General features: G+C 48.1%; 18 protein-coding genes and 2 pseudogenes. 12 read left to right on the forward strand and 8 right to left on the reverse strand.

The genetic code is table 11. From position 1 onward, the window contains the following. Positions 1–338: 338 nt before the first annotated feature. From ACPV3A_RS09865 to ACPV3A_RS09880, 4 genes are all read right to left on the reverse strand, one after another. Positions 339–1,493, reverse strand: a complete 1,155-nt coding sequence (locus tag ACPV3A_RS09865) for an epoxide hydrolase family protein (protein ID WP_426199291.1) — start codon at positions 1,491–1,493, stop codon at positions 339–341. 82 nt (positions 1,494–1,575) lie between these two features. Continuing rightward, positions 1,576–1,773, reverse strand: coding sequence for an SDR family NAD(P)-dependent oxidoreductase (locus ACPV3A_RS09870; RefSeq protein WP_426199293.1), 198 nt, complete (start codon positions 1,771–1,773; stop codon positions 1,576–1,578). 41 nt (positions 1,774–1,814) lie between these two features. Then, on the reverse strand, positions 1,815–2,117 hold the full coding sequence (locus ACPV3A_RS09875) for a Dabb family protein (protein ID WP_426199295.1): 303 nt from the start codon (positions 2,115–2,117) through the stop codon (positions 1,815–1,817). Between the two features lie 23 nt (positions 2,118–2,140). After that, the gene (locus ACPV3A_RS09880) at positions 2,141–2,710 is read right to left on the reverse strand and encodes an NADPH-dependent FMN reductase (RefSeq protein WP_426199362.1); all 570 of its coding nucleotides are present in this window, start codon (positions 2,708–2,710) and stop codon (positions 2,141–2,143) included. Between the two features lie 193 nt (positions 2,711–2,903). On the opposite strand from ACPV3A_RS09880, the gene ACPV3A_RS09885 reads away from it, so the two are divergent. Continuing rightward, on the forward strand, positions 2,904–3,782 hold the full coding sequence (locus ACPV3A_RS09885; RefSeq protein WP_426199297.1) for a helix-turn-helix transcriptional regulator: 879 nt from the start codon (positions 2,904–2,906) through the stop codon (positions 3,780–3,782). 213 nt (positions 3,783–3,995) lie between these two features. Here ACPV3A_RS09885 and ACPV3A_RS09890 read toward each other — a convergent pair whose 3' ends face one another. Beyond that, a complete protein-coding gene (locus ACPV3A_RS09890; protein WP_426199299.1) occupies positions 3,996–4,868 on the reverse strand; it encodes an SDR family oxidoreductase in 873 nt (290 codons plus the stop codon). Positions 4,869–4,964: 96 nt separating this feature from the next. Further along, entirely contained in the window at positions 4,965–5,813 is an 849-nt protein-coding gene (locus ACPV3A_RS09895) for a helix-turn-helix domain-containing protein (protein ID WP_426199301.1), read from the reverse strand. Positions 5,814–5,981: 168 nt separating this feature from the next. Here ACPV3A_RS09895 and ACPV3A_RS09900 point away from each other — a divergent pair, with 168 nt between their 5' ends. The 4 genes and pseudogenes from ACPV3A_RS09900 to ilvB all read left to right on the forward strand — a co-directional run bounded on the left by ACPV3A_RS09900 (position 5,982) and on the right by ilvB (position 9,371). After that, positions 5,982–6,170, forward strand: a complete 189-nt coding sequence (locus ACPV3A_RS09900) for an SDR family NAD(P)-dependent oxidoreductase (RefSeq protein WP_426199303.1) — start codon at positions 5,982–5,984, stop codon at positions 6,168–6,170. Positions 6,171–6,300: 130 nt separating this feature from the next. Continuing rightward, complete coding sequence (locus ACPV3A_RS09905; protein ID WP_426199364.1) at positions 6,301–6,594, forward strand: hypothetical protein; 294 nt, start codon at positions 6,301–6,303, stop codon at positions 6,592–6,594. Further along, a pseudogene (locus tag ACPV3A_RS09910) lies at positions 6,539–6,864 on the forward strand (IS4 family transposase); the annotation flags it as partial. The gene ACPV3A_RS09905 and the pseudogene ACPV3A_RS09910, both read left to right, overlap by 56 nt. 776 nt (positions 6,865–7,640) lie before the next feature. Then, positions 7,641–9,371, forward strand: a complete 1,731-nt coding sequence (gene ilvB / locus ACPV3A_RS09915) for a biosynthetic-type acetolactate synthase large subunit (protein ID WP_426199305.1) — start codon at positions 7,641–7,643, stop codon at positions 9,369–9,371. Between the two features lie 240 nt (positions 9,372–9,611). On the opposite strand, the gene ACPV3A_RS09920 is transcribed toward ilvB, so the two are convergent. Further along, positions 9,612–10,250, reverse strand: a complete 639-nt coding sequence (locus tag ACPV3A_RS09920; RefSeq protein WP_194544156.1) for a TetR/AcrR family transcriptional regulator — start codon at positions 10,248–10,250, stop codon at positions 9,612–9,614. 182 nt (positions 10,251–10,432) lie between these two features. Here ACPV3A_RS09920 and ACPV3A_RS09925 point away from each other — a divergent pair, with 182 nt between their 5' ends. From ACPV3A_RS09925 to ACPV3A_RS09950, 6 genes are all read left to right on the forward strand, one after another. Beyond that, positions 10,433–11,191 (forward strand): SDR family oxidoreductase, encoded by a 759-nt coding sequence (locus tag ACPV3A_RS09925; protein WP_194544155.1) that lies wholly within the window; start codon positions 10,433–10,435, stop codon positions 11,189–11,191. A 174-nt stretch (positions 11,192–11,365) separates the two neighbouring features. Then, positions 11,366–12,316: an NADP-dependent oxidoreductase gene (locus tag ACPV3A_RS09930; protein ID WP_426199308.1), complete on the forward strand. Its 951-nt coding sequence runs from the start codon at positions 11,366–11,368 to the stop codon at positions 12,314–12,316. Positions 12,317–12,361: 45 nt separating this feature from the next. Next, positions 12,362–13,231: an SDR family NAD(P)-dependent oxidoreductase gene (locus ACPV3A_RS09935; RefSeq protein ID WP_426199310.1), complete on the forward strand. Its 870-nt coding sequence runs from the start codon at positions 12,362–12,364 to the stop codon at positions 13,229–13,231. Between the two features lie 286 nt (positions 13,232–13,517). Then, the gene (locus ACPV3A_RS09940; RefSeq protein WP_426199312.1) at positions 13,518–14,744 is read left to right on the forward strand and encodes a copper amine oxidase N-terminal domain-containing protein; all 1,227 of its coding nucleotides are present in this window, start codon (positions 13,518–13,520) and stop codon (positions 14,742–14,744) included. 368 nt (positions 14,745–15,112) lie between these two features. Next, on the forward strand, positions 15,113–17,374 hold the full coding sequence (locus ACPV3A_RS09945) for a M20/M25/M40 family metallo-hydrolase (protein ID WP_426199314.1): 2,262 nt from the start codon (positions 15,113–15,115) through the stop codon (positions 17,372–17,374). A 59-nt stretch (positions 17,375–17,433) separates the two neighbouring features. Then, entirely contained in the window at positions 17,434–17,862 is a 429-nt protein-coding gene (locus ACPV3A_RS09950; RefSeq protein ID WP_426199316.1) for a protein-tyrosine phosphatase family protein, read from the forward strand. 9 nt (positions 17,863–17,871) lie between these two features. On the opposite strand, the gene ACPV3A_RS09955 is transcribed toward ACPV3A_RS09950, so the two are convergent. After that, a complete protein-coding gene (locus tag ACPV3A_RS09955; RefSeq protein WP_426199318.1) occupies positions 17,872–18,732 on the reverse strand; it encodes a helix-turn-helix domain-containing protein in 861 nt (286 codons plus the stop codon). Between the two features lie 153 nt (positions 18,733–18,885). On the opposite strand from ACPV3A_RS09955, the pseudogene ACPV3A_RS09960 reads away from it, so the two are divergent. Next, a pseudogene (locus ACPV3A_RS09960) lies at positions 18,886–19,694 on the forward strand (amidohydrolase family protein). Positions 19,695–19,722: the final 28 nt, after the last annotated feature.

The raw sequence follows: 19,722 nt of genomic DNA on the forward strand, positions 1-19,722 counted from the left end.
CACGGATAAAGAGCTAATTGTGGATGAGAGTGGTTATCACGGAACAGATATGTACCATAAGGGAGAGCACGGTGATGCCTTAAAGTCTAAGCTTATTGACTTTGTTAAAAAGGTATTTAATTAAAGTAAATAACTTTTGTAACAAAACCGTGGTTGATAAGGATTGTCAATTAATCCGGTCAAAGGTGCCTTCAAGGTCAAGAGAAGGCCGCTCGTTTCCCGACAGGGGAACTGAGCGGCAACATGATGCAGGGTCAGGGGATGACCACGGTCCGTCTACTTTTCTTATTATCTACTAGACAGTGTATTTAGAATTATTTCGAAACGGTTCTGATTCACTAGCTTTTCGTTCTAAAAGGTCTGAAGAATGCGCGAATGTCATCGGCAAAAAGCTCTGGTTCCTCCAGAGCGGTAAAATGTCCGCCGCGGGGCATCGAAGTCCAGCGGGTTACATTCAGGTTGCGCATGGCCCATTCCTTGGGCGGCAACAGGATATCCGCCGGGAATAGGGCAAGGCCAGTCGGAACCTCGATGTAGCCGATTGGCGGCAAAGAATGCGCATTATCATAATACATATGCGCTGTCGATCCTATGGTGTTCGTCACCCAATATATCATGATATGCGTAAGGAGTTCATCCTCGCTGAATTTTTGCGCAAGATCGCCGTTACAATCGCTCCATGATCGGAATTTCTCCGTCATCCAACCGGCCAAACCTACGGGCGAGTCGGAAAGTCCATATGCAAGGGTTTGGGGGCGCGTCGATTGAATGGACATATAGCCGCCCTCCTGAGCCATCCATGCTGAAGCATTATTCTGGTATTGCCGCTCTTCTTCCGAAAGCGTGGCCTGATCAGATGAAGCTATGAGATCTCGGATAATCCCGATATCGGTCAGATGGATTCCGTATAACCGTTCGGGATGGTTTGCCGCCAGGTATCTGGTCACACCGGAGCCCATATCCCCACCGGCGGCAGCGAATTTACTGTAGCCTAATTCTTCGGTCATGAGCTTAACCCACATTTCGGCGACACGAAAATTGTTGACCCCGGGATGTTTAGGACGGCTGGAGAATCCAAAGCCAGGTAATGAAGGGACGATTACGTCAAAAGCGTCCTCGGGGTTGCCGCCATGGCTGGCCGGATCCGTAAGCAGCGGGATGATTTTTTGGTAACGCAGGTAACTGTCGGGCCATCCGTGAGTTAGAATCAGGGGCAAAGGGTTAGGACCTTTACCGCGTTCATGTACGAAGTGCACGTCGATCCCATCGATCTTGCAGCGAAACTGGGAGAAGCGGTTCAACTTGGCTTCTTGTGCACGCCAATCATAATGGTCCCTCCAATACGAAACTAGCGATTTTAAGTAATTTAATTCCGTGCCCCGTTCCCAATTCGCATTTTCCAATTGATCCGGCCAGCGGATATGATGGATTCTGTATTGCAGATCGTTCAGGATTTCATCAGAGACCTGAATTTGAAAACGTTCAATAGTCAAAATGATTTCCCTCCTCTTCTTAATACATCGTCATTATATCCCTCAAGCTGGTGTGGTACACTGGCATAAATGAAATTTTTAACTATACTATTTGCAGGTGAATGCCATGCCGCAATCGCAAATAGCTGGTCGTAATCCGCTTCCGTAACATCGCTGCACGATTCGCAAAATTGATAACCACCTTGGCGCCATGATTCGCTAAATACTCGGCAATGGTTCTGCCGATTCCTCTGGATGCTCCAGGGACCAAGGCATCTTTTCCGGCAAGCTTCTCATCCATTTCAGCAATCTCTCCTTTCTAATGTGTTTTAAAGGGGAGCATTAAGCAAACGGGTAATCCATAACGACGATTCCTTCAACAAACGGGCCAATGGATTGCAATAATCCTTGATGCAGGGGGTGCTGAATATACTCTCGACAAGCCTGTTGATTTTCGAAAGTGACTCTGATTCCCAGCGTAAACTCCTGCGTATGCTCTATTTCCTCCGTAACATTAATCCCGGCGCTAAGTTCCACGATCCCCGGAATGTTCCTTTTAAAGTCATGCGCGCGTTTTATTGCACTTTCTTTTACTTTAATAGAAACATCGGGCTTGAATTTCAATAGCACGATATGCTCAAACATCTTATTCCCTCCAAGGTTTCTGTTTATTTTTGACTTTGGAGCTGCTTCAATTGGGAGAGCTCCTTCATCCATTTCACGAAATTGTCGGTTACAAGATCAAGGTACTGAATGGTAGGTTCATCTGTCAGCTCACCCTTCTCGATAAACTTCTCATGAACAAGACCAATGTACACTTCATTTCCAGGCAACAGAGGCGAGGAAATACCGGATGCGAACAGAATGTCACGCAGATGGCCCTGCGCTTTGACCGATCCCAACAATCCCATGGAAGATCCGACGATCCATGAGGGCTTCCCGATCATGACTCGATCCACGCGGGATAACCAGTCAATCGCGTTCGCCATGACGCCGGGAATGGTCGAATTATATTCCGGAGTGATCCACAACACCGCATCGGCAGCAGCGACTTTCGCCTTAAAATCGATAACCGGCTGCGGCGGAACAGACTCGATATCCTGATCGTAAAAGGGGAGGTCCCGAATGTTCAGCACATCCAACTGAAAAAGATGCTGATAACGGTTTTGAATATAACGGACCAGCTTCAGGTTGTATGAATCTTTGCGAATGCTTCCGACTATGGCGGCGACTTTCATTTTCATCACCTCAATGATAGGGTCTGAATGGAGTTGAACAGGTGGGACCGATCATCACTGTCTATCCATTCTTGCTATTCCTCCTAAGGAGGACATAAACTAGTCTAAATGGACCCGAAGAGGCTAGGAAGAGATCTAGTTATCGTAGGATTGGGAATCCTACGTTCATGAATAGGTAGGAGGTATGGAGGACATGGCAAACAGATTGGACCGTTATGAGGAATTGTCCCGTTTTTTGCGTTCACGCCGCGAACGAATAACCCCAGAGCAAGCAGGTTTGCCGGATTCCGGACGCAGACGAACACCCGGACTTCGTCGCAGCGAGGTAGCTCTGCTGGCAGATGTGGGATTGGATTGGTACACCTATTTGGAACAAGGGCGTCATATCAACGTATCCGCTGAGGTGCTTGATCGAATAGCGAAAGTGCTTCGGTTAGATGAATCGGAACGCAGGCATCTGTACCATCTTGCCCGTAAACAATTTCCCTTGGCCGGTACGAAGCAACCCTCTAAGGTAACACCGGAACTTCAACGTTTTTTGGATAGCCAGAACCTTTCCCCTGCGAATGTCATGGATGCGCGCATGAACATCATTGCCTGGAATGAGGCCTACTGCGCATTGAATGGGAATCTCACGGTTATGTCGGATAGGGAGCGGAATTTGGTCTGGATGACGTTTACTTCTCCCCGTTTCCGCTATGCAAAGGGAGACCAATGGGAACTGCATGCTTGGCGAATCGTTGCCAATTTCCATGCCGGGTATGCACGTCACGTCGACGATCCTTGGTGGTCCGAGCAGTTCGAGGCGCTTTCACAGGCTAGCAGGGAGTTTCGAGAATTTTGGGATTCCCACGAGGTTCTCGATGCTATGGATGCTCCTAAGACGCTGCATTGTCCGAATCTCGGGATCTTGAATTTTGATCTTGTTTCGTTTCATTACTTGAACGATTCTAATTTGACCGTTTCCATTCATGTTCCTCATCCAGATGGCACGGTGGATAAGATGCAGCAACTGTTAATCGATTATCAGAGCCAGCATTCAGAGCAGCTTGAATCTTCTCGAAGAGTTTAGTATAGGAAGGCAATCAGAAGTCTTATTCGGCATGAATCAAGACATCCGAGCGGATGTCTTTTAATCTTGTTCTATAGGTGAAACGGAGAACTGTATCATAAGTAACGGCAAGTTTTAAAAATGCTCCCCTTTAAGTAAGCAGGTTTAATAAATAAACCGACTACTTCAGAGGAGCATATCAGTTGCCGTGGATGTCGAATTCTTTGTTATCCTTTAAAATTGTTTTACCACATCGTCTGAATCAGTGGAGTAAGCCAGCTCTTTCTGTGCTTCCAGAGCGGCCAGTCTGTCCAGCAGGGCTGCCCGGATTTGCTCGTAGGCGTCACTGCCCAACGCCATACGTATCGGACCCTCTCCCTGGTCGACACGACGGATAATCTGCTGCGCCATTTTATCCGGATCGCCGACAACCATTTGATTGAACATGCCCATATCTATACCAGGCAGTTCTCCCTTCATCAGGCTAACGAATTGGCCCGCCTCCGTATCCCGGTATTCGTCCATCCGCTCGCCGAACACGGCGTTGCTTGTAATGAAATTCGTTCGGATTCCGCCGGGCTCCACCATAGTGGCCTTAATATTGAACGGAGCCACTTCCTTAGCTAGCGCTTCAAAGGCTCCTTCGACCGCCCATTTCGAAGAGCAATACAGCCCCATGCCCGGAATTGAATAATGACCTGCCATACTCGAAATCTGTACGATGTGACCGCCGCCCTGCTTGCGAAAAAAGGGCAGGACTGCACGCGCTGCACGCAGGGAGCCAAGCACATTGGTCATGAACTGATGCTCAATTTGTCTGTCGCTTGCTTCTTCCACTGCGCCATACAAGCCATAGGCTGCATTATTGACAAACACATCGATCGTGCCCAGTTCTGAAAATGCACGTTCCACGACTTCAGCAATTTGCTGAGGGTTTGTCAGATCTAAATTAGCCTGCCAAAGCCCAGAGCCATACTGTGCCTGCAGATCATCCAGCACCCCCGGCTTGCGTACCGTTGCGGCTACACGGTCCCCTCGATCCAGCAACCGGCGAGTTATACGTGAAGCCAAGCCTCCTGACGTTCCTGTAATGAACCACGTTTGCATGCTAAACACCCTCCATTCGTTGTCATCCACTGAATCATACAAGCAACTGGAAGGGGCTAGCCACAGCACATCTATACTATTAACGGGAGTAACAGTCTACGGGAGCTGCCTGTCCTGCTCAAGTAAACGCAATAATCTCTCCTCCGTACCTGAACCGGGCACCGGAACAAAGAAACACCAGTGCAGTCCCGGGTCATTATCGATACCAGCCGCGGAATGGAGCTCGAACTCCATCTCCTGCGCCTCTGGAACACAGAATAAAGCGGTGGCTACGCGTTTTTGTTTGATTTCATATAACTCCCAGAAATGCACGAACTCCACGCTTTCCCGCGTCAAGCGTTCAACCCGTTCCATATAGAACGGGTTGTTCTTGTAAAGATCGAAGCCTGCCCGCAGAACGGCTACAGAGTAACGGGCAGCGGCTTCCCAATTCACCAGTCTGTTGCGGTAATCCGGCTTTAAAAACATAATGTCCATCATATTCCGTTCGTTGTCCGGCAGACTGCCGAAATCGGCTACGATCAGTTCCGCTGCCCGATTCCAAGCGATAACATCCGTCCCTTCGTCCGTGATAAAAGAAGGATAATAAAGTTGATCTACGATTTTCTGCAGAACTCCCGTATCCGGTCCACCGTTATTCGGCACTGTGACAACGCTCGTTCCATCAACATTGGCCAGATCGAATAGATGCTTCTGCTCGTCTTCGTCAAGCTGAAGCGCTTTGCTGATACTTAGCAGCACTTCCGACGAAGGATTCACCTCCTTGCCTTGCTCCAGCCAGGCATAATAAGTCACGCTTATATTGGCAAGATAAGAGACTTCTTCTCTTCGAAGTCCCGGAGTGCGTCTTCGTCCGGGCAGCGGCTGGATCCCGGCCTCTGAAGGCTGCAACCGTTCTCTGCGCGATTTAAGGAAGTTACCCAATGCGGATGAGGAACGATTCATTTTCAAGTGGGTCACCTCTATTTACTCATATGGAAGATACATATCGCTATTAACCAAATAGACCAACAGCACTCTATACATGATTATTATAATCTCTGTTGAATGCCGTTTCTACAAAAGAGAACCATAACGAGTACCGAGGCTGTTAATCCCGCTAATAGTATAAACATGATCCAGTATGGCGTACAGGCTTATGCATTGGCTTGCGATTTGTCCAAAGCGAACGCCCCGCGCCAACTGGCCGAACAAATTTCCGAACTGGGCTTGTCCGTGGATATTCTCATCAACAACGCAGGCGTCGGCACTTACGGCCTTCGAGGAAATAGCCCCGGGGCGCGAGCAGGAGGACTGCGTTAGTCGATCTTACGCACCGGTTGCTGCCTAATATGCTGAAGCGAGAGGACGGAGTCATCGTTAACGTGGCATCGATGGCCGCGTTTATGCCTTGTGCTTATCGGTCGTTTATGGGGCTACCAAAGCATTTGTATTGTCCTTCTCAGAGGCACTATGGGCGGAAATGCGTGGGCGAGGCGTTCGCGTGCTCGCACTGTGCCCGGGTGCAACCGAGACGGGTTTCTTCGATGCGGTCGGTAGCGAGGAATTGGGTGCGGGCCAAAAGCTCTCGACCCCGGAGAAGGTTGTACAGACCGGATTTCGCGGGATTGACCAGGGACGAAGTTATATCATTGATGGTCGTAACAATTACTTTATGGCTCAAATGATGCAAAGCTGTCGAACTGCTGGAGCGCTTCAAGGATCATGCGACTGGTGCGTTCTATAAAGGATTTCGCATGCTGATCATGGGCTGGTCGGACGGGCATTCCTTTATTCCCATAGACTTCGCTTTGCTAAGTTCCATAAAATCCAGCATTAACGGTATCATGGAAGGAATCGATAAGCGCAGTTTTGGCTAAAGACGCCGCCAGGAGGCGTTGCTTGCCGCCACTCAAGTGATGCCATGCTGGATCGTGCCATTCAGTCAGGCGTTTCCGCCTCGTTTGTGCTCATGGACAGATGGTTTACACATGCGCCGCTCATTCAAGAAACCATACATGCATAAATGGGTTAAACTTAACGGGTACAAGAGCTCACTAATCATAAAGCAGCTTAGTATCAATTTGGTTTGAAAAAAAATCGAGTCTGTGCTATTATCAGAAAAATCCAAATATAGCGAAGAAGAGAAGGCTATGCAATAGCGTTTATGTCCAGAGAGCAGAGGGATTGCTGAAACCTCCGTCGTAACGCATGTATAGTGTCGTCTCGGAGCTGTTGACTGAACGTAGAAGGCGTTATTGCACGCCCGCAAGTAGGATCAACCGGCCTGGCATCCGTTAACATGCTGCAGGTAAAGCATCGGCTTTACCTCATGAGACTGCAATTGCGAGATTGCAGTAAACCTGGGTGGTACCGCGAACATTCCCCTTTCGTCCCAAGGCTTCAAGCAACTGCTTCGAGCCTTGGGAAGGAAGGGGTTATTTGTTTAATACCAGCAGGCGATGAAGAGAAAGCCGACAATGGCGCTTATGCCCAGAGAGCAGAGGAAACGCTGAAACCTTTGCCTTAACCCCTTGTATGGTGTCGTCTCGGAGCTGTTAACCGAAAGCGGCTGGTTTCATTCCATGCCCGAAAGTAGGCTTAACCGAAATGGTGCTCGTTAACGCGCCGCAGGTAAGGCATCGGCCTTACCTCATGAGGCTGCATTCGCGAGGGTGGCAGCAAACTTGGGTGGTACCGCGAAAAAATCCCCTTTCGTCCCTGTATGAGCTGACTGCTGTCAGCTTGCTTCAGGAGGAGAGGGGATTTTATTTTAACGAAGGAGGCTGCCCAATGGAACAGCAATTAGGAATGACAAATGAAACAACGACGTCATCAGAGGAATATATCACCGGTTCGGAGGTACTCTTACGCGGCTTGCTGCAGGAGGGCGTAGAGTGCGTATTCGGCTATCCGGGAGGAAATGTGCTCTACATTTACGACGCGATGGTACATCAGCCTGACTTCAAGCATATCTTGACCCGGCACGAACAAGGCGCGATTCACGCGGCGGACGGCTATGCTAGGTCGACGGGGAAGGTTGGGGTATGTATCGCGACATCCGGTCCAGGAGCAACAAATCTGGTGACGGGCATCGCAACCGCCTATATGGATTCGGTGCCGCTGGTGGTCATAACGGGGAACGTATCTACGACTGTCATGGGCACGGATGCTTTTCAGGAAGCGGACATTATTAGTATCACGATGCCGATTACGAAGCACAGCTACATGGTTCGCGATGTACACGACCTTCCTCGCATCATTCATGAAGCGTTCTACATTGCAAATACGGGCCGCAAAGGTCCTGTCTTGATCGATATTCCAAAAGACGTGACCAACCAGCGGATGGCGTATTGTCCAGCGGACACGGTTCAGTTGCGCGGATACCATGGAGCCCCGGAGCCGAATCCGGCAGAAATAGATGCGCTGCTTCAGGCGATTGCAGAAGCGCGCAAGCCGGTTATTATCGCAGGCGGCGGCGTTGTCTATTCGAACTCCTCCCAGGAGCTGATCAAATTCGTCCACACTACGCGGATTCCGGTCGCGACGACTCTGCTCGGCCTCGGCGGGTTTCCGAGCGATGACGAGATGTGGCTGGGCATGCTCGGACATCATGGCGTATATGCGGCGAATATGGCAGTGCAGAATACGGATCTCATTATTTCGATCGGCTCGCGTTTCGATGACCGGGTTACGATGAAACTGGACGGATTTGCGCCTCAGGCCAAACGAATCGCCCATATCGATATTGATCCGGCGGAAATCGGCAAGAACGTCAAGACAGATCTCGCGTGCATCGGTGATATTAAAAACGTGCTGGTTTATGCGAACACGAAAGCGCAAGCAGCCCAGACGGGCACCTGGTTCGAGCAGCTTCAAGAGTATAAGGTGCAGCATCCGCTTCGGTATACCGATTCGGATACTGTCATTAAACCGCAATATGTGCTCGAGATGATTAGCGAGACGACGCAAGGAGATGCGATCATCACCACCGATGTAGGCCAGCACCAAATGTGGACCGCGCAGTTTTACCGCTTTAAGCATCCTCGCTCACTCATCACGTCGGGCGGTCTTGGCACGATGGGCTTTGGCTTCCCGGCTGCGATCGGTGCTAAAGTCGGAAATCCAGATCGTCTCGTCGTCTCGATCAACGGCGACGGGGGCATGCAGATGTGCGCGCAGGAGATGGCGATCTGCGCGATTCATCAGATTCCGGTCAAGATCGTGGTCTTGAACAACCAGGTGCTCGGCATGGTTAAGCAGCAGCAGGAATTGATGTACGAACGACGCTACAGCCAGATTGATCTTTCCGGCAGTCCGGACTTCGTCAAGCTTGCGGAAGCATACGGAATCAAGGGATTAAGAGCAACGAACAAGGCGGAAGCCTCCAAGGTCTGGCTTGAGGCGCTGCAGACGACAGGACCTGTGCTCGTCGAGTTCGTCATCCCGACCAATGAGAACGTATACCCCATGGTGCTTGCCGGCACGCCGCTGGACCAAATGATTCTAGGGTACGACGAATAATTGCGCTGAAGAGAGTCGTACGCTTGGCCCCGCTCCCACGGGTGCTCAGGCATGGAACGCGGCGGGGATTGGCTGGTCCAGTCCGAAAGTACGAAGTACAAATTCTGTTGAGGATATGTGCTAACTCATTAAGTTAACGGGGATGATAGTTCGGAAACATACGGCAGCCGGCAAGACGATCGGCTGCCGTTTCTGTTGAAGTAATGTAGTCCACAACGGAATCGGATATGGACGCTTCACTTATGAAATGCCTTGCAAAATATGAACGATCTTCGTTTCAATATTGGAATTGTCTATGATTTTCAGATATTCAGGTTTGAGCAATTGATACTGCTTCATGTAGTAGAAATCCATTATCGCTTGTTTCAAGGTGATATCATACTGAATCGAAAAGGACGGCTCGATAAAGCGTCGCAGCACAGCGTCATCTTGAACCATAAACAATACGGCATTCAATCTGTTGAAAATCTGTTGCTCCATACCGGATTCAAAAAAAGTTTGTAAGCTTTTATTCCGATTTTGTAGGGCAACGGACAGATTCTCAAAATGGTGCGGATAAAATTCCTTCAGGTCTTGCAAGAACAAATCAGAGATATACGCGGCACACATCAAAGATTGTAAAAATGTTAATTGAAAACGATCCAAAAAAGAGACGGAATCGTCTTTGACAACGGTGTCGGCCTTCTTCGAATAATCAATGTAATAATCAACGACTTGTTCGATGATGTCGTCTTTGGAGGAAAAATGCTTATATAGTGTCACTTTGCTGATATCCATATATTTTGCGAGATCGTCGACTTTCAGTTGGCTGAATTTTGTTTTTCTTATAACGGGCTTTATTTTTTCTACATATGTCTCTACACTCACGGCTTTTCTCACGGATAAGTGCCTCCCTTTAATGCCTCTCGAACTTATTATAACAAACTTGCTGCCTTTCATGTATTAAATTAATTAAATGAACAAAATTAATAAAATTAGTTTACTTATTAAATCTATTGCTATATAATCGGTCCTGTACCTAATCATCCGATTACGGATTAACCAAAGGGAGGACGATTCAAATGGAACCATTCAGTAAAGGCAAATTCGCTGACAAAAAGGTCGTGATCACGGGAGGCAGCAGCGGAATCGGCCTTGCGACGGCGAAGTTGCTAGTGGATGAAGGCGCACGCGTTCTGATTACTGGACGTACTCAGGCGACGCTGGACGCGGCTCGTGAACAACTCGGCAACAACGCAATCGCGGTCTTAAGCGATGCCGCTTCATTGAACGATATCGCCGCGTTAGCCGATCGAGTGAAGGCTGAGTTTGGAACAATAGATGCCCTGTTCGTTAACGCTGGTGTCACGGGGTTTGTCCCTTTCGAGGCAATGACCGAAGAAAAATACGACGAGATACTTACAATCAATGCCAAAGGACCGTACTTTACCGTGCAGAAACTCGCTCCGTTGCTAGGCTCAGGTAGCGGGGTAGTCCTTACCACCTCAATCGTGAACGTAGTGGGTCTCCCAATGCTCAGTGCTTACGCAGCTAGTAAGGCGGCGCTGCGCTCCATGACTCGAGGTCTGGCGCGCGAGTTATTACCTCGAAATATTCGCGTCAACGCAGTCAGCCCCGGCGTCATTGACACAGGTATCATGGAAAAGTCAATGCCGGAAGAAGCTGCCGAGCAGACAAAGGCACAGATGAGACAGCAGATCCCAATGCTGCGTTTAGGCGATCCAGTTGAGGTAGCCAAGGCTGTTGCATTCCTAGCATTTGAGGCCACCTATACCACCGGGGCTGAGTTCCCTGTCGATGGAGGCGGCTCCCAGATCTAAGCTCCTCCGTTCGCACACCTGACTCTTAAAGCGAGGGCAGGGGGCATAGCTTCACCTCATGACACCCTGCCTTCTAGTAACTTATAGTTTAGGATTTCGTTGTTTTCCTTGGAAGACCGTTCGAAATTACAGAGAACATGATTTTTATCAGAGCAAAATAGAGGGGGCATCACAATGGAGAATACCATGCGGACAATCCGGTTCCACGAATACGGGGAACCAGCTGATGTCTTGTGCTTGGAGGAGGTGGCGATCCCAGAGCCACGGCCGGGACGCATTCGCGTGAGAGTACGCGCTTGCGGCTTAAATCCGGTTGACTGGGTGACGTGCCAAGGCCACTTTGCCGGTCAACTGCCCTTGCCTCACGGAATCGGGTTAGACGTGGCAGGTATTGTAGACGCAATCGGAGAGGGCATAACCGATGTTGCCATCGGCGATTCCGTTCTGGGTGCCGCAGATTTCATGAATGGATCGAGCGCTGGTGCGTCCGACCGAGCTATTATGTACTACTGGTTCCGCATGCCGGCCGGACTCGACTTTGTTCAAGCTGCAGCGTTGCCAATGGCAGTCGAAACCGCTTACCGAGGCATTGATACTCTTGGGGTGAAATCGGGTCAGATCGTACTCGTGCACGGAGCCGGCACCACGGTAGGGTTCGCCGCCGTTCAAATTGCCCTCATGCGCGGTGCCCGCGTGATCGCAACCGCTGGTCCCACCTACGCCGACAAGCTCCGCTCAATGGGAGCGTTGGTGACGTCGTACGGTGATGGAATGGTCGAACGAGTGACCGAACTGGCAAAGCAGCCGGTTGATCTCGCCCTGGATACCGCGCCAATCAGCGGTTCATTGAAAGATCTGGTCCAAATCGTCAACGGGCATCCCCAGCATGTCCTAACCGTCAGCGATTTCGCCGCAGCCGCTGAACTTGGCGTTCGTACCAGCTATGGAGAACTGCATACCGCACGTTATGACGTTGTCGGCGACTTTGCTGGGTACGCAGCGGACGGCAAGTTCACGATTCCGGTCGCGAAGACTTTCGAACTCGACGAATGGCGTTCAGCTGTCGAAATCAGCCAGAGCGGGGGTGCCCACGGCAAACTGATCCTCCTGCCCGACTCCGACTGATGAGCACATATAACCGATGAAATTCTAAATGAAGGAGGATACGCATTGAGTAAGAACCAACGAGAACATATTGCAGTGATTACAGGCGCAAGTAACGGGATCGGGTTGGCATTGACCCGGAAAATGCTGTCGGAGAACTGGCAGGTGGTTACTTTGAACCGGTCGGATTTTCCGGCGGACGATAGATTCCTCCAAAATCATCTCAAGGACGGACGGCTCCGAGCCTATAAAGTGAAGGATCTCACCGATTATGGCAGCTTGAGACACGCTTTGGAAGAAATCAAAACCAAGGAACAGCGGATCGATATTTTGTTTAACAACGCCGGAGGAGGCTTAAGTGAACTGCGCTATTCGAAACAAGGCCGCGAATTGCATTATGAATTGTTGACGGTCGTTCCTTTTATTATTCTGATGGAATTGAAGGATCTGTTGAAGAACGGCAGTTTAAAAACGGTGATTAACACTTCGTCGCAGGTGTTTAGATTTACGAAGGAGTTTACGATCGAAAAATTGGAGCATCCCAAAACCTTCCGCAAAATGTATGGACCATATGCGACTTCAAAGCTGGCTCTTTCGTTGTGGACCCAAGCCGTCGCACCGCAGCTTGCAAAGGAAGGCATCAAGATCCGCAGCGTTGACCCAGGTATTAACAACACGCTAAGAAAAGGAAAGGATTCCGGACTGACTGCAGGGTTTGAACTGTTTATGAAGTTTTTTTCCTCTCCGCCTACTCATGGAGCCAATCTATTATATGAGGGAGCTCTGGGCCAAAACAGCAATGAGACCGGCGTGTTTCTGTTCAAAGATCGGATTGCGGGCTTGAAATTTACGGAACATGCACAACGTGTGCTGGAAAAAATCTCCGATATATATAGCCATGAATTTCTTGGAGGGAATGTTCAAGTTAATGGCTGAGTTCCATAAGATTGTTGCTTACAAGGCCATCTTCTGAAGTTCGTTCGAAGTCATTCTGTTTATGAGCTCAGTCAGTTTTTACTGGTTGAGCTTTTCGTTTATTTGCCCAACATGAGCCCTTTCTAGGGCTCAAGTCCCGAACTGATCCGCCTCAGCAATTAAATCTGCATATTTTTTCCCCTGTTGATCTCTTGTTACCAATTATTACATCTCGTATAATCTCATTATGTGACAACACGTGCACAGTTAGGAAAAGAACAATATCAAAAAGACGAGGAAATCACCCATGAGAAAATTGCTAGTATGCGCGTTAGCTATACTGCTAAGTTTAGCTGCGTTTACCCCCGCTATTTACGCTTCTGAAGTTCGAATATCCGTGGATGGGCGTGATGTACAATTCCCGGATGAGCACCCCTACGTCGATCGGAGATCCAACCTTACGATGGTTCCACTTGCTTTTGTATCCGACAAGCTCGGAGCTGCTACGAAATGGGACGGAAATTCAAAACAAATTACGATCTCGCTTAACCGTGACACGATTATTTTGGTAATTGGCGATAATCATGCACTGGTGAATGGAAAAAGAGTTGATTTCGAAGGGGCGGCGGCGCTAAAAAAAGGCCGCACGATGGTTCCGGTGCGTTTTATTAGTGAAGTATTGCATGCAAATGTGGAGTGGCAGCCCGCGCGCAATCTGGTGAGCATTATGACCTCCGTGGCCAATGTTCCGAAAGGAACATGGATATGGGACAGTCACATCATCAAACAGGATCAAGAGAAAATGATAAGCTTCGCCAAAATGAAGGGTGTGACATCCATTTACCTGCAGGTGGATAGAGATATCGATCCAGCGATATATGAGGGCTTTATTCGAAAAGCCAAAAACGAAGGAATTCAAGTGGAAGCACTTGAGGGGCGACCCGAATGGGTCTATGAGTCTAAGCAGGAGGATATTCGGAATTTCATCGCGTGGGTTAAAACCTATAATTCCTCTGTTGGCCCGGAAGGAAGCTTTACGGGACTGCATTTCGATATTGAACCTTATGCGCTAAGCGAATGGACAAAGCACAACAAAGCGATTCTTGAAAGCTGGATGGACAATATGAGACTGATCGAAAAAGAAACGAAAGGCAGCGGCTTGAAAATTTCGATGGACGTTCCGTATTGGCTTAATACGATTCATGTACCCGGGAAGAATTACAGTATGAGTGCATGGATGCTGGAGAAGTTCGATTGCCTCGTCATCATGAATTATCGGAATCATGCGTTAGGCAATAATGGAATTGTGGAAAATGCGCAGGTCATGCTGAGAGAAGCCTCCACCCTCAAGAAGAAAATTGTTGTTGCTGTTGAAACGGTCAAAAGCACAGAGGGTCCTAGGGTCTCATTCTATTCCATAAGTAATAAAGTGATGGAACAGGAGCTTCAGTCCGCCCATAATCAATTGGCGCACTACGCAAGCTATGCCGGCTTTGCCATTCACGATTTCAAAAGCTGGCAGGACATGAAATAAGAAGCTGCTTCTGGTCATAAGGGACATAATTCGCTAGCTGCGGGCCGTTTGAGCGCACTTGGTGGGGGCAGCTGAATGCTGATCATTTCTGACCAGAGCGCAGAGTCATTCGGTATGTGCTCGAAGACGACGCGGCCATTGAAGCCAAATAGCGATTGAATGAAGGCAGCCCATTAGGGTTGTCTTTTTTTTTCGGATCTCGTTCGGAATTAAAACCTTCCTTATTGGCAAAGGGAGGACCGTGCGTAATTTTTTCTAAATAACCTACCTTACCGTAAAGTAAGGTAACTGTAAGATAAACCATTGGTTTGTCTTTTTCTTTTTCATTATGATACTTACAACCATGTAACAATAAGGAGGGATTAATCATGACTAATAATCAAAATTTTAAAGCCATTACGGTCATATCATTTATATTTTTGTTTGCCTTTATCAGCCTGTATACCATTGTTCCACCCAGTCCAGATAAGAAGGCGGACATCTCGAAAAATTTCTCAGCAGATCGTGCTGTCCAACATTTAAATCACATCGCAAAGACAGCTCATCCAAGCGGATCAGCAGAAAATGAAAAAGTAAGAAATTATCTTGTTGAACAACTAAAATTAATGGGATTGAGACCAGAAATCGAACACTCCAATCATGCTTCTCTATATCCCAAAATGTTGACTGGCGGAGATATGTACAACGTGATTGGTAAACTTGAAGGTACCAGCAGTGATCATGCAATGATGATGTCTGCACACTATGACTCTGTTCAACAAGGACCGGGAGCTAGTGATGATGGAAGCGGAGTAGCTGCTCTATTAGAAACCATACGTGTATTAAAATCAGGTCCTCCTTTGAAAAATGATATCTATTTTGTGTTTACAGATGGCGAAGAGCAAGGATTAATGGGAGCAAAGGAATTTTGGACGAAATCAAATCATAAACAAAAAATGGATCTCATCATTAATTTCGAGGCAAGAGGAACAAGTGGTCCGTCTATCATGTTCCAAACCAGTGATCAAAACGGTTGGATGGTAAAAGAATTTGCCAAAGCAGCCCCCAATCCTGTTACTTCATCCTTACTAGGAAATCTGTTTGAAATCATGCCAAACGACTCGGATTTAACGGTTTCCAATGAAAATAAAATACCCGGATTGAATTTTGCTTATGGTGATGGATGGACCGGATACCATACACCACATGATGATGTCAAACACCTAGATATACGTTCGTTAGAGCACCAAGGGCAAAATGCCTTAGCCATGGCTAGGCACTTCGGTCAATTGGAGTTACATGATATTAAGAAAGAGAATGCCGTTTATTTTAACTTTTTTGGGGTAGTCATTTCCTACTCTTACTACTGGGTCTATCCCCTTACAGGGCTGATTGTACTTTTATTTGCAATGGTTACGATCTTTGCAGTAAAGAAAAAGTGCGCCACTTTCAAAGGGTTAGGAATCAGTTTGCTAGCTATCCTGTTAACTGTCATTTCTTCGATCATCGCAACGGTACTGATTTGGATGGGGGTAAACGCACTTTGGGCTGGAAAAATGACTTTATTTAGTGGTGCTGTATACGACAGTCTTTATTATCAGTGGGCATTTCTGTTAATCACGGCATCTATCTGTTTCCTTATCTGGAGGAAATTACGCTCCGTAAATGAATGGGAAATGACTTTGTCGGCGATCTTTCTTGGTGTCATATTTCTCATTTTGTTAACACAATTTCTGCCTGGTGCCAGCTATCTGTTTGCTTGGCCATTGCTCGTATCATTACTGATACTTGGGTGGGTGGTATGGAAGAATAAAATGGATAAAATAAATACCAATACATGGGTGTTATCCCTTATATCCTTCTTACCCATAGTACTGTTCGTCCCACTGCTCAAGTTGCTTTTCACCTTCTTTCCGGTCAGTCTTGTACCTTATCTCATGTTACTTTTTGTTTGGCTCTTAGCTTTGTTGTTCATGCAATGTAAACAGCTATTCCAACTAGGACGATGGGTACCTTATACCCTGATAGGAATCGCGGCAGTAATATTATCGATTAGTTTTTTCAGAGCGAACCCAAGTGCAGATCGACCTATAGATAGTAACCTATTCTATGTCGTGGACCAGGATAAAAAACAAGCAAAGTGGGTTACAACCCAACCACCAGATGATTGGACGAAGAAATATATAGCTACAACGAATATATCCAATATAAAATCTATTTTACCGTTTAACTATGATAAAAAAGCATGGGTAGGAAATGCACCCGTACGAAACTATCAAATGCTACCAATAAAGCTAGTAAAGACAGAGAAAAAACAAGGGAATAAAATGATTCATTTTCGATTTACAGGTGGAACAGATGTGCAAAACATGTATCTGTCTACTCCTGGTGGTCGCGTTCAAAAAATAAAAGTTGGTGAAGAATCCTTTACCATACCTAAATCAATGGAAACTTTTTATTACAAACAAGCAGGTATTCCAAAACAAGGTTTGGATGTCATTGTAGAGGTTAAAGGGAATCAACCCGTAGCGTTTACTTTTGGTTCTGAACAACATCCTGATCCAGAAATTCGCTCCAAACGTCCACCTCATCTAATGACAAGTGGACTGTTTGATGAAAGTATTTTGGTGATCAAACGGGTCACTTATTGATCCTTAAGAAGAAGTTATCCTGATTCTTGAGATAAATGATACCTAAGGAGAGTGACATTATGAATGATACATGGAACCCCGAATCGCAAGGTGTGCTGCGCCTTCCTTCAGGTCGACTCGTCCGCGGCCGAGCACTAAGACGTCCACTTCCCCCAGGGCTTCAACCCACTTTTGCACTCTACCTGCTCGGGCGAGAACCAGCGCCCGTTATCTGGGAGAGCCGCTGGATTCCTTGGCCGGACTTCTGGCTGCCCAAACACAAGGCTGCAGCCGCTGACGCGCTTCGCGAAGCATGGACTCGGGCTGAAGTGGAACGGGTCGAAATCGCCTGTGGGGGAGGGATTGGACGAACGGGGACTGCACTAGCCTGTCTCGCAGTGATTGATGGAGTACCCCATCATAAAGCTGTCGACTATGTCCGGGAGCACTACACTCCACGTGCTGTTGAGACGCCTTGGCAGCGCCGCTTCGTCTCTCGTTTCAAATAGGGAGTTATTTTAGCTTCGGTTTCTGTACTGGCCGGGCGTCTCTCCTGTTAACGATTTGAATACTCTGTAAAAATGAGCAGGTGTCTCATATCCGCATTTCTCTGCGATCACATTCACATTCTCGTCGGAAAACAAGAGAAGTTCCTTGGCTTTAATGATTCGTTTGGTGTTGACGTAGCCTATAACGTTCAGTGAAGTTAACTGCCGGAACACTCTGGAGAAGTGAGAAGGCGACACGCAGGCTTCCCTTGCAAGGTCAGTCAGATGAATCTCTCGCTCGGGATGCTCGTCAATCCGCTTTAGAGCCCGCAATATCCAGGAGGGGCCAATCCGCGGGCTTTCGTGCTGGGTTATCTCATCGGTCAGGAGATGACGATTAATTTGCAGAAGTAACTGGCCGATCGTCAGCAGCACGGCTTCACGGTATCCCGTTTCTTGGTTCGCGAACTCGTCCGCGATTTGCTTGATTGCCATTTCGGCGGCAATTCGCAGTGATCCCGCCAGTCCAATCTTGAACTGCTTTTTTTTGCGGGCGATTTCATAGCATTGAAGCGGGAAGTATCCGTCGCCGAGCGAAGGCCCGGCAATGAGAGACGGTGCAAAGAATATCGCCGATGAGACGATCGGGTCTTCAAGGTCCGGCAGGGAATGATGGATCGTGTTGCCGGGGATGACGAACAGATCGCCGGCGCTTTTTTGGTACCAGCAATTGTCGATGAAAAATATCCCTTGGCCGCTGTGCACATAAACGAGTTCATAATGATCATGCAGATGATCGGGGAGTTCCTTGTCCGGGTGCTTTATTGTCTTATACACAATTTCAAACGGAAACAGCGGATCTCCTGCAAATGATTTACGGTACGGCTGCATGGATGGAGACCTCCTTTTCGGCTGCTTGTTCATATCAAAAAAGGATATAAAAATGCCTGTTCTAGACATTACAATATCATAAAACGGAATATACAATAAGGGTATTCAAGCTTAGATCCCAATGACATGGAGATAACGAGGTGGTTGTTTAACATGAGAATCGATGCCCATCAGCATTACTGGTCTATCGCACGCGGGGATTACGGATGGATTACGCCGGAGATTCCGAAGCTTTACCGCGATTTTATGCCAGCCGATCTGGAGCCGCATTTACGCGTCCATGGGCTGGATGGTACGATCCTGGTTCAAGCCGCCCCGACTGTCTCGGAAACAGACTTTATTCTGAGGCTGGCTGAACAGACGCCTTCCATACTTGGCGTCGTAGGCTGGCTCGATCTGTTCGACCCGAACCATCGACTGCATTACGAGAGATTCAGCCGCCACCCGAAATTTGCAGGCTTTCGTATCATGATCCAGGACATGCCCGACGCAGCGCGAATTTTGGAGCCAGCATTTGTGAAAGCGCTTAAAGGCTACGCCGGGGATGATGTTCCGATCGATCTGTTGATCGTATCTGGACAAACCTGAGGGGCGTCATTGATCATATCGGAAAGCCGTCGATCCGAAGCCATGAATGGGAGTCATGGACAGAGGCGATGAGCCAGGCTGCTGCGTTTCCAGGCATCCACTGCAAAATCTCGGGGATGGTGACGGAAGCCGATCATGAAAGCTGGAATTATGAAGAGTTCGCTCCCTATGTCCAGCACATTCTGGAGACATTCGGCCCAGACAGAGTCATGTTTGGCAGCGATTGGCCAGTCTGCCTGCTTGCTGCAGGGTACGACGAGGTTATAGAGATTGTTCGGCGGGCTCTACCGAAGTCTTGGGGAGAAGAGGAACAGTCGCGGCTGTTCGGAGTCAATGCGAAAGAGTTCTACAAGCTTCGAGCGTTTAGAACCTGAGCTCACAATGCGGGTAATCGGTCAAAAA

Source organism: Paenibacillus sp. Dod16 (genome assembly GCF_049893405.1).
Classification (GTDB): Bacteria; Bacillota; Bacilli; order Paenibacillales; family Paenibacillaceae; genus Paenibacillus_AQ.